14 protein-coding genes are annotated in these 12861 nt (G+C 70.1%); 7 read left to right on the top strand and 7 right to left on the bottom strand.

Translation table 11 applies throughout. The annotated features are described in order from the left end of the window. Positions 1-1368 (bottom strand): serine/threonine-protein kinase, encoded by a 1368-nt coding sequence (locus ACH34W_RS34705; protein ID WP_395965373.1) that lies wholly within the window; start codon positions 1366-1368, stop codon positions 1-3. Between the two features lie 98 nt (positions 1369-1466). Between ACH34W_RS34705 and ACH34W_RS34700 the strand changes: the two genes are divergently transcribed. After that, positions 1467-2081, top strand: coding sequence for a DUF4870 domain-containing protein (locus ACH34W_RS34700; RefSeq protein WP_395965372.1), 615 nt, complete (start codon positions 1467-1469; stop codon positions 2079-2081). A gap of 8 nt (positions 2082-2089) precedes the next feature. On the opposite strand, the gene ACH34W_RS34695 is transcribed toward ACH34W_RS34700, so the two are convergent. Next, positions 2090-2923 (bottom strand): LLM class F420-dependent oxidoreductase, encoded by an 834-nt coding sequence (locus ACH34W_RS34695; RefSeq protein ID WP_395965371.1) that lies wholly within the window; start codon positions 2921-2923, stop codon positions 2090-2092. Positions 2924-3045: 122 nt separating this feature from the next. On the opposite strand from ACH34W_RS34695, the gene ACH34W_RS34690 reads away from it, so the two are divergent. The 3 genes from ACH34W_RS34690 to ACH34W_RS34680 are packed head-to-tail and all read left to right on the top strand — an operon-like array spanning position 3046 to position 6039. Further along, positions 3046-3906, top strand: a complete 861-nt coding sequence (locus tag ACH34W_RS34690; RefSeq protein WP_395965370.1) for an alpha/beta fold hydrolase — start codon at positions 3046-3048, stop codon at positions 3904-3906. Continuing rightward, a complete protein-coding gene (locus tag ACH34W_RS34685) occupies positions 3903-5153 on the top strand; it encodes an LLM class flavin-dependent oxidoreductase (protein WP_395965369.1) in 1251 nt (416 codons plus the stop codon). The genes ACH34W_RS34690 and ACH34W_RS34685 overlap by 4 nt, the downstream gene beginning before the upstream one ends. Before the next feature lie 4 nt (positions 5154-5157). Next, positions 5158-6039 carry a TIGR03619 family F420-dependent LLM class oxidoreductase gene (locus ACH34W_RS34680; RefSeq protein WP_395965368.1) on the top strand — a complete coding sequence of 294 codons (882 nt, stop codon included), beginning with the start codon at positions 5158-5160 and terminating at the stop codon, positions 6037-6039. 35 nt (positions 6040-6074) lie between these two features. Here the strand turns inward: ACH34W_RS34680 and ACH34W_RS34675 are convergent, their stop codons facing one another. Beyond that, positions 6075-6932 carry an SAM-dependent methyltransferase gene (locus ACH34W_RS34675; RefSeq protein WP_395965367.1) on the bottom strand — a complete coding sequence of 286 codons (858 nt, stop codon included), beginning with the start codon at positions 6930-6932 and terminating at the stop codon, positions 6075-6077. Between the two features lie 124 nt (positions 6933-7056). On the opposite strand from ACH34W_RS34675, the gene ACH34W_RS34670 reads away from it, so the two are divergent. Beyond that, on the top strand, positions 7057-7938 hold the full coding sequence (locus ACH34W_RS34670; protein ID WP_395965366.1) for an SDR family oxidoreductase: 882 nt from the start codon (positions 7057-7059) through the stop codon (positions 7936-7938). 13 nt (positions 7939-7951) lie between these two features. Here ACH34W_RS34670 and ACH34W_RS34665 read toward each other — a convergent pair whose 3' ends face one another. Then, complete coding sequence (locus tag ACH34W_RS34665) at positions 7952-8665, bottom strand: cyclase family protein (RefSeq protein ID WP_395965365.1); 714 nt, start codon at positions 8663-8665, stop codon at positions 7952-7954. A 46-nt stretch (positions 8666-8711) separates the two neighbouring features. On the opposite strand from ACH34W_RS34665, the gene ACH34W_RS34660 reads away from it, so the two are divergent. Together ACH34W_RS34660 and ACH34W_RS34655 are read left to right on the top strand one after the other, a co-directional pair. Further along, the gene (locus tag ACH34W_RS34660) at positions 8712-9539 is read left to right on the top strand and encodes a HipA family kinase (protein ID WP_395965364.1); all 828 of its coding nucleotides are present in this window, start codon (positions 8712-8714) and stop codon (positions 9537-9539) included. Beyond that, on the top strand, positions 9536-9919 hold the full coding sequence (locus ACH34W_RS34655; protein ID WP_395965363.1) for a DUF3037 domain-containing protein: 384 nt from the start codon (positions 9536-9538) through the stop codon (positions 9917-9919). The genes ACH34W_RS34660 and ACH34W_RS34655 overlap by 4 nt, the downstream gene beginning before the upstream one ends. 12 nt (positions 9920-9931) lie before the next feature. On the opposite strand, the gene ACH34W_RS34650 is transcribed toward ACH34W_RS34655, so the two are convergent. The 3 genes from ACH34W_RS34650 to ACH34W_RS34640 form a co-directional block, all read right to left on the bottom strand. Further along, positions 9932-10840 carry a hypothetical protein gene (locus ACH34W_RS34650; RefSeq protein WP_395965362.1) on the bottom strand — a complete coding sequence of 303 codons (909 nt, stop codon included), beginning with the start codon at positions 10838-10840 and terminating at the stop codon, positions 9932-9934. Between the two features lie 176 nt (positions 10841-11016). Beyond that, positions 11017-11928 carry a helix-turn-helix domain-containing protein gene (locus tag ACH34W_RS34645; RefSeq protein ID WP_395965361.1) on the bottom strand — a complete coding sequence of 304 codons (912 nt, stop codon included), beginning with the start codon at positions 11926-11928 and terminating at the stop codon, positions 11017-11019. A 41-nt stretch (positions 11929-11969) separates the two neighbouring features. Continuing rightward, on the bottom strand, positions 11970-12812 hold the full coding sequence (locus tag ACH34W_RS34640; RefSeq protein ID WP_395965360.1) for a GNAT family N-acetyltransferase: 843 nt from the start codon (positions 12810-12812) through the stop codon (positions 11970-11972). Between the last annotated feature and the right edge of the window lie 49 nt (positions 12813-12861).

The following is a 12861-nucleotide window of genomic DNA, read 5'->3' as shown; positions in this document are numbered from 1 at the left end:
TCAGCTGCGCGTCAACGGCCCTATGAGCGTGTAGGTCTGGCTCTTCTCGGTCCCGGTGTAGCTGTAGAAGAGGGTGCCGCCTGGCTGGCGTGTGAGGTTGACGGTGCCGGTGTTGATGCAGTGCTCCGCGCCCGTTGTGATCACTTCGCGCAGAGTCAGCGCGTTATCGGCGGTCCCGGTCAGGGAAAGCACGCCCGAGCATTGCTCGTTCGGATAGGTGACCTGTCCGCTGGTCCCGCCCTTCGGCAGGACGACGAGGGCGCGCAGGATCTTTCCGTCGCTCTGCCGCAAGCTGCCCGTCCAGTTCCCGGCGAACGGGTCGGTGAAGCCGGACGGAGGGCTGGACGTCGACTTCGTGGAGTCCCCATTCGGCGTGCCGCCACCACGTCCCAGGCCGTCGAACGCGAGCACACTCACCACGGCGACGGCCGCGACCGCGATCACCGCACCGGATACGGCGACGACGCCCGGGGTCCGCCGCGGCTTGTGCGGCACGGGGACGCGCTCGGTATCCCGCGACAACGGAGGCGGAGGCGGTATCGGGCTGGTGGCGCCCGATTCGACCTGACCGAGCAACCGGCGCAGCACCTCGCCGGACTCCGGCCGGGCCGCCGGATCCTTGGCCAGGCAGGCGGCCACGATCTCGCGCAGGGGACCGGTCAGCGCGCCGAGATCCGGCTCCTCGTGCAGGACGCGGTGCAGCACGGCGTGCATCGAGTCGTCCCCGAACGGTGGCCGCCCGCAGGACGCGAACACCATCGTCCCCGCCCACGCGAACACGTCGGCGGCCGGTCCGGCCCGCTCCCCCGTGACCTGTTCGGGCGCCATGTAGCACGGCGTGCCCAGCGGCCCGCTCCCGGTGACCGTCGTCCCGTCGGGCGCGCGGGCGATGCCGAAGTCGATCACGCGCGGGCCGTCCGGTCCCAGCAGCACGTTGTGCGGCTTGAAGTCGCGGTGCACGACGCCCGCCTGGTGGATCGCCACCAGCGCCGTCGCCGTCCCGACCGCGAGGCGCTCCAGTTCCCCGCCGACCCGCGCGCCCTCGGCCGCGACCACGCGCCGCAGCGAGAGACCACTCACATACTCGCTCACGATGTACGGCTGGTCGCCCGCGACGTCGGCGTCCAGCACCGAGGCCGTGCAGAATCGTGCCACGCGCTGGGCCGTCTCGGCCTCGCGCATGAACCGCGCCCGGGCCTCGGAGTTCGCGCCCAGGTGGCCGCGCAGCAGCTTGACCGCCACCTGGCCGCCGTCCGGCGCCTCGGCCAGGTAGACGACACCCTGCCCGCCCTCACCCAGCCTGCCCGAGAGCCGGTACGGCCCGAGGCGCACGGGATCGTCAGGGCGCATCTCTTCGACCATGGGCATGGCTTCGCCCCCTTCCGCTGACTGTGAGACGCCACGCATGGTCGTCCAGTTCAAGTAGATTTCAGAACAATCTCACGTAGGAGCGAGAGGACACTTCCGTGACCGACCAACCACCGCCGCACCCCTCGCCCTACGGGCAGCCGCCCTCCGACCCCCCGCCGCCCGGGTACGGGCAGCCGCCCTCCGACTCCCCGCCGCCCGGGTACGGGCAGGTGCCGCAGTACGGACAGCCTCCGGGCTACGGACCGCCCGGGGATGGGCCGCCGCCGGGAGGCGGACCGCCGCCCGGCGGGCCGTACGACCCGCAATGGGGGTACGGGCCGCCCGGAGTACCGCAGGGGCCGCGCGTCCAGCCCAGCGGCGACGACAGCACCTGGGCGATCATGAGCTACGTGGGGACGATCATCGTCGGCTTCCTGGCCCCGCTGATCATCTACTTCGTCAAGCGCAAGCATTCCGCGCTGGTCAGATTCCACGCGGCCCAGGCGCTGAACTACCAGATCACCGCCCTGATCCAGATGCTGGTTCCGCTGGTGGTCGCGATCCCGATCGCGATCCTCCTCGACCAGCCGCTCTGGTTCCTGATCGCAGTGCCCGTCTACGTCTTCCACGCCTTCGCGCAGTACGTGGTGCTGATCTTGGGTGCGGTCAAGGCGGGCAAGGGCCTCTACTACCAGTTCCCGACCTGGCTCTGTTTCCGCATGATCCGCTAGGGCGTGACTCACTGGTCTCGCAGGTAGGTCGTCGCGTACTCGTCCAGCACCGGCAGCACCTCGTCTCGCCCAGCGGCGGGGACGCGTAGCACGACCTCCTGGACGCCAAGGGACGCGTAGTAGTCGAGCTTCTCCGCCGTCGGCAACGTCCCGAACGGGATGACCGGCACGGTCTCGCGGCCCGCCTTCTCGCACGCGGCGCGCAGCGCGGGCAGCGCCTCGCGGATGCCCGCCCCGCCGATCGGCATCCATCCGTCGCCGTACTCGGCGATGTGCGAGAAGAGCAGGGGGCCGGGCGCGCCGCCCAGCAGGACGGGGACGTGCCCGGCCGGCTTGGGCCACGACCAGCTCGGCTGGAACGACACGTACTCCCCCTTGAAGGACGCCTCCTCCTTCGTCCACAGCTCACGCATGGCAAGCACGTGCTCGCGGGCGATGCCGCGCCGCTGTTTCCAGGGCACGTCGTGGTCGGCCGCCTCCTCGCGATTCCACCCGTATCCGATCCCGAGCACGAATCGCCCGCCCGAGATCTGGTCGAGTGTGGCGACGGCCTTAGCGGTGACGATCGGCTCGCGCTGCGCGGGCAGGCAGACGCCCGTCCCGAGCCGAATCCGCTCAGTCGTTGCCGCCGCCGCGGCCAGTGCCACGAACGGATCGAGCGTGCGCGCGTACTCCTCAGGCAGCGAGTCCACGCCTGTGGGTGGCGGGGTGTCCCGCGAGACCGGGATGTGGGTGTGCTCGGGGATGTAGAGCGAGACGAAGCCCCGGCTCTCGGCCTCTCTGGCCAGGTGGTGCGGCGCCATCGTCCGGTCCGTGGCGAACATCGTGATCCCTAGCCGCATCCCATGCCTCTCCCTCATACGCGACATCCGTCACATGCTTTGTACTCGACCAAGCGATTGCTCGGCTAGTGCGAATTGATGTAGCGTGCGCTTGTTCGGTCCATCGCCACGGAGGGGTGCCCATGCCATTTGCTGAGCTGGGTGATGTTCGTCTGTTCTACACCGACGACGCCCCCTCCGCAGCAGCTGGTTCCGCAGGAGTTGATCTCACGCGGGCGGGCGGCACGCCCCTCCTCCTCGTGCACGGGTACGCCGCCGACTCCCAGGACTGGGCCTGGCACATCGCCGGCCTGACCGCCGCCGGTCACCGGGTCATCGCACCCGACCTGCGCGGCCACGGGCACTCCTCCGCCCCGGAGACCGGCTACCGCCCGCAGGAGCTCGCCGCCGACCTCGCCCGCCTCCTGGACCGGCTCGGCGTCGACCAGGTGATCGCCATCGGGCACTCGATGGGCGGGATGGTGGCGAGCGCGCTGGCCGTGGAGCACCCCGGCCGGGTGCGGTCGCTGGTGTGCGTCGACCCCGCGTACGGGCAGCCCGCCGAGATCGCGCAGTTCTTCCCCGGGATGGTGGAGGCCCTCCGCAAGGATCCGGTCGCGACGGTCCTCGGCATGGAACCTGTCCTCTACACCGCCGCCACCCCCCGGCACCTCCGGACCGCGCACGCCCGCAAGATCCAGGCCACCCCGGAGCACGTGCTCGCGCAGGCGTTCCCGGCGATGTTCACCGACGAGGGCCACTGGGGCACGCGCCCGGCGTCCGAGGCCTATCTCGCCCGCCGTGCCTGCCCCGTCCTGACCTGCTGGGCCGAGCCCGAACGCGCCGCCTGGGAGACCGAACTGTTCAAGCATCCCGCCTCCCGGGCCATCGCCTGGCCCGGGGCCGGGCACCGGCTGCACGAAGAGCGGCCGGCCGAATTCCTGCTCGTCGTCAAGAACCGGCTCGAGGAAATCGAGAAGCTCGACAAGGAGAAGCCCGCGTGAAGTTTTCCATCTTCCTCAACCCGCAGATCCCGGGGTCGGGCTGGGCCGCCGAGGAGAACGCCAAGGCCAAGCGGCCGATCGGACGCGACGTCGAGTCGTACCAGAAGCTGCTCCACGAGGTCCGTGAGATCGCCGTGCACGCCGACCAGGTCGGCTTCGACGCGCTCATGATGACCGAGCACCACTTCCACTCCGAAGGCTTTGAGTTCTCGGTCAACCCGCTGATGTTCCTGACCGACCTGGCGGCCCGCACCGAGCGGATCCTGCTCGCCCCGCTGGGGATCGTGCTGCCCGCCTGGGACCCGATCCGCGCTGCGGAGGACGTCGCGCTGCTGGACCACTTCTCCAAGGGCCGGCTGCGGCTGGGCGTCGCCCGCGGCTACCAGAACCGGTGGATGAACGTGCTCGGCCAGCGCTGGCACGCGGCGGCGGCCCGTTCGGACGGCTCCAAGTCGGACACGCGCAACTTCGACGTGTTCGGCGAGGTCCTGAAGATCATGAAGATGGCGTGGGAGCAGGACACCGTCCGCTACAAGAGCGACGTGCTGGACTACGAGATCCCCGCCCCGTTCAGCGGCATCGAGGGCTGGCCCGCGCAGGAGTGGACGCAGACGTTCGGCGCGCCCGGCGAGATCGACGAGAACGGCGTGATCCAGTCGGTGTCGATCTGCCCCAAGCCGTACCAGTACCCGCACCCCGAGCTGTGGCAGCCGTTCACCGTCTCGGACCGGTCGGTCATCCGGGCAGCGCAGGAGGGCATCATGCCCTGGATGTTCACCCCGAACCCCGACGACCACGCGGCCAAGGCCAAGCTCTACCAGGAGGAGTGCGGGCGGCAGGGCAAGGACTACAAGCTCGGCGAGCACACCGGCATCCTCAAGATCGTGGGCATGGCGGACACCCGCGAGGAGGCCATCGCCACCTACGGCAAGGGCATGCAGAAGGACTTCGCCTCGTTCTTCGGCCCCTTCGGTTACCTGGAGGTGCTGCGCAAGAAGGAGGACGACAGCCACAAGCCCATCTCCCCGGAGAAGGGCGACTTCAAGCGCATGAACGAGGTGGAGATGGCCCTCCTCGGCACCCCGGACGACGTCAAGCGCGGCATCCAGCGCATGCTCGACCGGATGCCCGACCTGGAGTGGTTCGGTCTGTTCATGCAGGGCCAGCAGGGTGTGCTGCCGCTCGACACGGTCAAGCGCAACCTGGAGATGTTCGCCACCAAGGTCATTCCCGAGTTCCAGGACTGACACCATGGAGTTCTGGCTTGGCGCCGCGTTCGTCGAGACGGGCGAGTTCCTCGGGCTCGCCCGGGCGGCCGACCGCCTCGGATACGACACGGTCGCGATCTCGGATCACATCTTCTACACCGACTACGACGCGTCCTACCCCTACTCCGACACCGGCGCGCCGCCGTACAAGCCCGACACCCACTGGCCGGATGTGTGGGTGACGATCGGGGCGATGGCGGCGGTCACCGAGCGGGTGCGGTTCGCGACCAACGTCTACATCCCGCCCGCCCGCGATCTCTTCACGGTCGCCAAGGCCGTCTCCACGGCCGCGGCGCTGTCGGGCGACCGGGCGATCTTCGGCGTGGGCGTGGGCTGGTGCAAGGACGAGTTCCTGCAGACGGGCCAGGACTTCCACACCCGGGGCAAGCGGCTGGACGAAATGATCCCCGCCCTGCGCACGCTCTGGCAGGGCGGGATGGTCGAGCACCACGGCACGTTCTACGACTTCGGCCCGCTCAGCATCGCGCCCGTTCCGTCCAAGCCCGTCCCGGTCTACATCGGCGGGGACAGCGACGCCGCGCTGCGCCGGGCGGCCCGCGTCGGCGACGGCTGGATCGGCAACCGCATCTACTCCGAGGACCAGCTCGGGGACCTGCTCAACCGCCTCAGCGGTTTCCTCGCCGACCACGGCCGCACCCTCGACGATCTCAAGGTGATCGCGCCCATCGGCGCGATGCCCTCGGCCGATCTCTACAGGAAGTGGGCCGACCGCGGGGTGAACGGCACGATGGCCGCGCCGTGGTGGCTGGCGTCCCGGGACGAGAAGGCGAAGCACGGCGAGGGCCTGGAGCTCAAGGTCGCCACCATGGAACGCTTCGCCGGCGAGGTCATCGCCAAGATGTGATCGGCGCGCGGATCTGCGGATGCCCGCAGGTGCGCTCAGGGCAGGCGGGCAAGGCCGCCGTAGGCGGAGACTTCGGCGGGGGTGGGGACGGGAGGGTCGTCGGGGTCCCGGCGCCACTGCGACACCAGCACCACTCCCGGCTCCACCAGTTCGAGCCCCTGGTCGATGAAGACCAGTCGTTCGAACTCCGCCCGGGTCCTGGGCCGGGTGCGCACGCCGTCGTCGTTGTAGCCGTCGCTGGCCTGCCGCAGCCGCCCGTTGTGCTCGGGGGTGAGGTGGCTGGCGAGCACGTGGCTGCCGGGCGGCAGTGCGCCGATCAGGGTGCGGAGGATCTCGTCGGGGCGTTCGTCGTCGGGGATGAAGTGCAGGACGGCGTTCAGCACCAACGCGACGGGCTCGTCGAAATCCAGCATGTGGCGGACCAGGGTGCTGCCGATGATCGAGCCCGGGTCACGGATGTCCGCCTCCAGGTAGCCGACCTCGCCGGCCGGCCCCGAGACCAGGAGCGCGCGGGCGTGCGCCAGGACGACCGGGTCGTTGTCGACGTAGGCGACCCGCGCCGCGGGCGTGACGGACTGGACGACCTCGTGCACGTTGGGCGAGATGGGAATGCCGGTGCCGATATCCAAGAACTGTCGCATTCCGATCTCATCCGCCAGATAACGGACACCGCGGAGCAGGAACCGGCGGTTCTCCTGCGCACCGATCCGGATGGAAGGAAAGGCGGCCACCATCTTTTCCGCGGCGATCCTGTCGGCCGCGAAATTGTCCTTGCCGCCCAGAAGGTAGTCGTACACACGGGCAGGTGACGGACGGGTCGCGTCCAGCCACGGAGTGCGATGGCTTGGCGCGGACTCCGGCTCCGCCGAGGCGGGATCATGTGGCTGGGTCACGGTCGCGGATTCTCCAGCGGTAGCGGCAATGGCGGCGAACGCCCTAACGTTACGCACACCGTATCGAAATCCGAAGAAGGCCCCGGGCCCCGGCAATCGATTGATTTGGGATGGTTGGTTTGGGATGGTAACGAGAATTCTCATCGCAAGCGCGTCCGGACAACTCGGCCGCGCGACCGCGCGGTACGTGCTGGACAGGGTCCCGGCCGGCGACGTCATCCTGACCACCCGGAACGTGGACGCGCTGGCCGACTTCTCCGGCAACGGCGTGACCGTGCGGCACGCCGACTACGACGAGCCCGAGTCGTTGCCGGCGGCCTTCGAGGGCGCCGACCGGATGCTCCTGATCAGCCTGCACGAGCTCGGCCGCCGCGTCACCCAGCACCGCAACGCCATCGAGGCGGCCTCGGCAGCCGGGGTCCGGCACATCGTCTACACCTCCTACGTCATGGTCGACCCGGACTGCCCGTCGACCGTGGTGCCCGACCACCTGCGCACGCACGAACTGCTGGACGACTCCGGACTCGACGTGACGTATCTGCGCAACGGCCTGTACGCCGAGACCCCCGTCACCCAGATCGTGCCGCCCGCGATCCCCCGGGGCGTCCTGGTGGACAACACCGACCACGCCCGCGGCGCCTTCGTCCACCGTGACGACTGTGCCGCCGTCGCCGCCGCGGTGCTGACCTCGTCCGGTCACGAGGGCAAGGCCTACGACGTCACCGGGCCGGAGTCGCTCAGCTTCGCCGACATCGCCGCGCTGGCGAGCAAGGTCTCCGGCCGTCCCCTCGGCTACGCCAGCGTGGACGACGTGACGCTCGACGAGCAGCTGCGCGCCGCCGGGGTCCCGGACGAGGTGCGCGGCATGATCGTGTCGTTCGGGGTGTCCCTGCGCGCAGGCTACGGCGAAGCTGTGACCGACACCGTCCAGCGCCTCACCGGCCGCCCCGCCCGCCCGATGATCGACCTGATGGAGCAGCACCGCACCCTGCTCGCCGGAGCCTGACCCGCCACGGACGCTAGGGCGTGTCCTTGGTGTCCGAGAGCCCGTGGGCGACGGCGCGCGCCGGTGCGCCGTCGCCCGGCAACCGGAGCGGGAAGACCATCATCGAGATGAGATAGCCGTCGGCCTTGGCCTCCAGGACCTGGTCCAGATTGGTGAGGTTCTCGACGACCATCGGCCCGCCGAACGCCGCGTCCTCCCGGGCGAGGAGCGACCGGTGCGCGGCCAGCGTGAACGCCTCCGACCCCGGCTCAGGAGTTGGATCCACGCTCGGCGCGTCGATGCCGACCGTCAGCCAGTTGTACTCCTGCGACGCGATGGCCGCCGCCGTCTCGGGCGCCAGATAGGGATGGGCGAAATACTCGTCCGTTCCCCAGTACCGCGACCACCCCGTGGCGAAGACCAGGATGGAGCCCGTGAAGGCCGGCCGCGCAGGCAGCACCTCCGGCCCGATGGCCGTTCGCGGCGGCAGCCCGCGGACGTCCACGATCTCGGCGGGCCCCACGAAGACGCCGCCGCCCGGGAGCTCGTGGAGCCCTGGCAATGAGTCGTCGATATGGAATGGCGCGTCCACGTGCGTCCCGGTCTGCGACCCCAGGTGCAGCCGCTGCACGTTCACGCCGTCCTTCGCCACCGTCAGCGCGGCGGACAGTTCGACCTCGGGGTCGCCCGGATACACCGGCATCCCGGTGCCGATCGGCACCGAGAGATCGATCGTCACCTCGAACATGTCACCGATTATCGCCGCCGAGCGGCCACCCGATAGCGTGATCGGCGTGTTGCCTCTCGTCACCGCCATCCGGTACGTGACCCCGCTGCGTGAGGGCGGGTCGCTGCCGGGGATCGTCGAAGCCGACGACCTGGGCACGTACGTCATGAAGTTCCACGGCGCCGGGCAGGGCCGCAAGGCGCTGATCGCCGAGGTCATCGCGGGCGAGCTGGCCCGCCGCCTCGGGCTGCGCGTGCCCGACCAGATGATCATCGATCTCGATCCAGTGATCGGGCGGCACGAGCCCGACCCCGATGTGCAGGACCTGCTCAAGGCCAGCACCGGCTGGAACCTCGGTGTCGACTTCCTGCCGGGCTCGCTCGGCTTCGACCCGCTGGGCTGGAAGCCGGACCGCTCATGGGCGTCGCGCGTGGTGTGGTTCGACGCGTTCATCGGCAACGTCGACCGCAGCTGGCGCAACCCCAACATGCTGGTCTGGCACGGCGATGTGTGGCTGATCGACCACGGCGCGAGCCTCATCTTCCACCACGCCTGGGCCAACGCGGCCCGCCTGTTCACGGGCCCCTACGACGTGGACGACCACGTCCTCACCCCGTTCGCCGACGACCTGCCCGGCGCCGAGGCCGAGCTCGCCCCGAAGATCACCGAGGACCTCCTCCGCGAGGTCGCCGCGCTGGTCCCCGACCGCTGGCTGGAGAACGAGCCGGGCTTCGCGACCCCCCACGATGTTCGCGCCGCATATGTGGACATCCTTCTCACACGGGTAGGCAAGCCGCGTGACTGGCTGCCCTCGCTCGACCTCAGCGACTCCAAGGCCGACACGGAGTCCCGTCGCGGCGAGAAGCGCCCCGGCTGGCTGGGCGGTCCCGCATGAGCGACAGGACCGTCTTCGAATACGCGGCGCTGCGCGTGATCCCACGCGTCGAACGCGGCGAACTCATGAACGTGGGCGTGGTCGTCTACTGCCGCGCGCTGGATTACCTCGACTGCCGCATCCATCTCGACGAGGCACGCCTGCGCGCGCTCGACCCCACCCTCGACCTCGACGGCGTCCGCCACGCACTCAAGGCGGTCGACGCCCTCTGCTGCGGCGGCGACCGGGCCGGGCAGGCCGCAGACGAGCCGCCCGGCGCCCGCTTCCGCTGGCTGACGGCACCGCGCAGCACGATCGTCCAGCCTGGTCCCGTACACGCCGGCCTGACCACCGACCCCGCCGCCGAACTGGACCGCCTCCTAGGCCTCCTCGTCACCTAGCTAGCGGCAGAGCTAATCCCACTCCCATCGCATGCCGTGATAGCCGGTGGCCATGCCGAAGTCGATGAAGTGCACGCTGTGGTAGCTCGACATCCTCAGGTCGGTCAGGTCTTTCAGGGCCGTCTGCGCGTCCGGCCGCCAGGTGCGATAACAGCGGGCCGGGAGCGATGCCGGGTGGAACCTCACCTCGATCAGGTATTCGTGCTGGGGGGTGCGGAAGCCGCGGCCCTCCTCGGTCACCTCCGGCCCGGGCTCGTCGAACCCGAAGCCGTACTCCAGCAGGTAGGTCTCGCCGCGGGCGAGCGCCCGGTCGAACAGGAGCTCGGCGGCGATCAGCCCGCTCGCCTCGTCCACCCGGACCCGCCCGAACCGGCACCCGCGTGCCGTCCGGGAGGACGGGATGACGCGATGCGGATGGTGGTAGACGGCGATCCAGCGATCGACCCCGCGCTGCTGCGCCTGGAAGACCGCACGGGTACGGACCTCGCGCAGGTCACGGCCGCGCCCGACGACGTACAGGTCGTGCAGGCTGAGGCCGGTCAGCTGGCGTTCGCCGCGTTCGCCGATGTCGGCCATGAGGTCGCGGACGCCGGGTTCGGGGCAGAGCTCCTCCACCGGCAGCCAGGATCCGGCCGCGCGTTCGCCGGACGGTTTGAGAAGGGTCAGGAGTGAGTGGCGGGGCAGTTCGAGGATGACCTCGAGACCGCGTACCGCGCGGAGTGAATCGGCTCGTTCGGGACGTGTCCGGCCCCGCTGCCAGTAGCTCAGGGTAGAGAGGCTGACCGCGATGCCCTGCTGGTCGAGTCGTCGCCGCAGGGATTCCAGACTGAGCCCGCGTGCTTGGATCGCCGCATGCAGGGCCACGTTGAAGGGGCCGTACTGCAGCATTTGGAGGAGGTCTTCCTCCGTGACTGTCTGCACCGCTATCGGCCTCCGGAAGGGCTTGGGCCGGCCCCCGCCCTCGGCCTTGACAACAGCACTTGCTATACCAGCGCTCACTGTAAATCCCCAGGAACGTGCTGCCAAGCGTAAAAGTACACAAACAACGACGACGCGTGGCCGTGATCAGGGGAGATCTTGCCAAAGGGCGCCCGGGGTCAGTCCCATTCCCATTCGAGGCCCAGGATGCCGAAACGCACGTCTCCCGCCGCCATATGCGCGCTGCCCGACGTGCCGATCCAGAGTTCGCCGAGTCGTTCCCGCGGGGCGTGCGCAGATTCCCCAGAGAACCCGTAGCAACGCGCGGGAAACATTTCCTCATGAAACTGCACGACGGCCAGGTAATCGCGGATCGGCCGGGCGAACCGCCGGGTGTATTCGTCGGCCTGGCCCGTCCCCGGGCCCGCCTGGAGGTCGAGTTCGTACTCGACGACGGCCGTGTCGCCCGCCGCGAGCACGCGGTCGAAGACGAGCTCGAACGCCAGCAGTCCCTCCTCGGCCCGCACCCGTCCCGGGCGGCAGTAGCGGAGCCCGGTCAGCTCGGCCTCCGGCTGCCCCTCCCCCGCCGGATGCACGCACACGACCCGGTCGACGTCGTCGCCCGCGGCCCGCAGGACCGTGCGCACCGACAACCTCCCGGGCCGCCGGTCGGCGTCGAGACGGTAGACGTCGTGCGTGCTCAGCCGTTCGAGCCGGTGGTCTCCGGACCGGTCCAATTGGCCGACGACCCGGGCGTAGCGTTCCGGGTCCGGCCACAGGTCGCCGGCGGCACGGCCGCGTTCGAGCCGTCCCGCGCCGGTGCGGCCCGCACCGCCGCCGCCGTGGCGCACCGGGTGGGCGCCGTGGTCGGCCGCCTCCAGCAGTCCGGTGAGCGAGCCGGCGGGCACCCCGAGGATCTCCTCCAGCGCGGCCACGACCGCGCGGGACCTCGGTCTGCTGCGGCCCCGCTGCCAGTAGCTCAGCGTGGCCACGCTCACCGGCAGGCCGCGCTGGCCGAGCCTGTGCCGGATCCGCTCGAGGGTCAGGCCGCTCGCCTGGACGGCCTGTCTCAGCGCACCGGCGAACTCCACGGCCCGGATCGTACCTGGTCTGGCGAAGTGACCTGATATGTCTAGAAAAGAACGGACATGAACGTATCGATCTCATCGAAGCCGACGCGCCGGTACGTGGCGCGCGCCCGCGCGTTGAAGTCGTTGACGTACAGCGAGACGGTCGGCGCGATGGACCGCAGCGACTCCTCGATCAGCGCCGCCATCCCGGCCACCGACAGTCCCTGCCCGCGCAGGTCCGGCGGCACCCAGACGCCCTGCACCTGGCAGGCGTACGGGGTGACGGCGCCGACCTCGGCCTTGAAGAGCACCCGGCCGTCCTCGATGCGGGCGAAGGCTCGCCCGGCGCGGATGAGCTCGGCCACCCGGGCGCGGTAGAGCACGCCGCCGTCGCCGGCGTTGGGCGAGACGCCGACCTCCTCGGTGAACATCGCCACGCACGCCGGATAGATCACGTCGAACTCTTCCATGCGGACCCGCCGCACATGCCGGTCGGCGACCACCGGCGGCACCGTCGACGTGGCCATGACGGGCTGGGTCGCACGGACCGCGCGGGCGGGCCCCCAGTAGGGCGCCAGGATCTCCCAGAACTCGCTCACCGCGCTCTTGGGTCCGACGATCGACGAGCACCGCCGTCCCTGTGCCTGCGCGCGTTCGGCGAAAGCACGGACAGCCTGGGAGTCAGCGGCGACCGGGATCAGGTTGGCGCCGGCATAGCAGAGCGAGGCCAGCCGGCCGTCCCGCATGTAGCCCCACATCTGGGCACCGAGACGGCCGGAGTCGAGACCTACCGCGTTCACGCGCGAGCTGACGAAGACGTTCGCCACCGGATCGGCGTCGAGGATCGCCATGACCTCGTCCCGGTGCCGGTCATCCAAGACCCGCACCGGCAGCGACCCCAGCATCCGCACGGCTTACCGGCTCCAGAACCGGGGCAGGAGCCGGTGCGGCCTC

This window comes from Actinomadura sp. 6N118 (assembly GCF_044326415.1).
Lineage (GTDB): Bacteria > Actinomycetota > Actinomycetes > Streptosporangiales > Streptosporangiaceae > Spirillospora.
This window is presented reverse-complemented; position numbering and strand designations above follow the sequence as displayed.

Coding starts and splice junctions, on each gene's coding strand:
- ACH34W_RS34705 (WP_395965373.1), bottom strand. CDS start 1,368: ATGCCCATGGTCGAAGAGATGCGCCCTGACGATCCCGTGCGCCTCGGG.
- ACH34W_RS34690 (WP_395965370.1), top strand. CDS start 3,046: ATGCCATTTGCTGAGCTGGGTGATGTTCGTCTGTTCTACACCGACGAC.
- ACH34W_RS34695 (WP_395965371.1), bottom strand. CDS start 2,923: ATGCGGCTAGGGATCACGATGTTCGCCACGGACCGGACGATGGCGCCG.
- ACH34W_RS34640 (WP_395965360.1), bottom strand. CDS start 12,812: ATGCTGGGGTCGCTGCCGGTGCGGGTCTTGGATGACCGGCACCGGGAC.
- ACH34W_RS34680 (WP_395965368.1), top strand. CDS start 5,158: ATGGAGTTCTGGCTTGGCGCCGCGTTCGTCGAGACGGGCGAGTTCCTC.
- ACH34W_RS34655 (WP_395965363.1), top strand. CDS start 9,536: ATGAGCGACAGGACCGTCTTCGAATACGCGGCGCTGCGCGTGATCCCA.
- ACH34W_RS34665 (WP_395965365.1), bottom strand. CDS start 8,665: ATGTTCGAGGTGACGATCGATCTCTCGGTGCCGATCGGCACCGGGATG.
- ACH34W_RS34670 (WP_395965366.1), top strand. CDS start 7,057: ATGGTAACGAGAATTCTCATCGCAAGCGCGTCCGGACAACTCGGCCGC.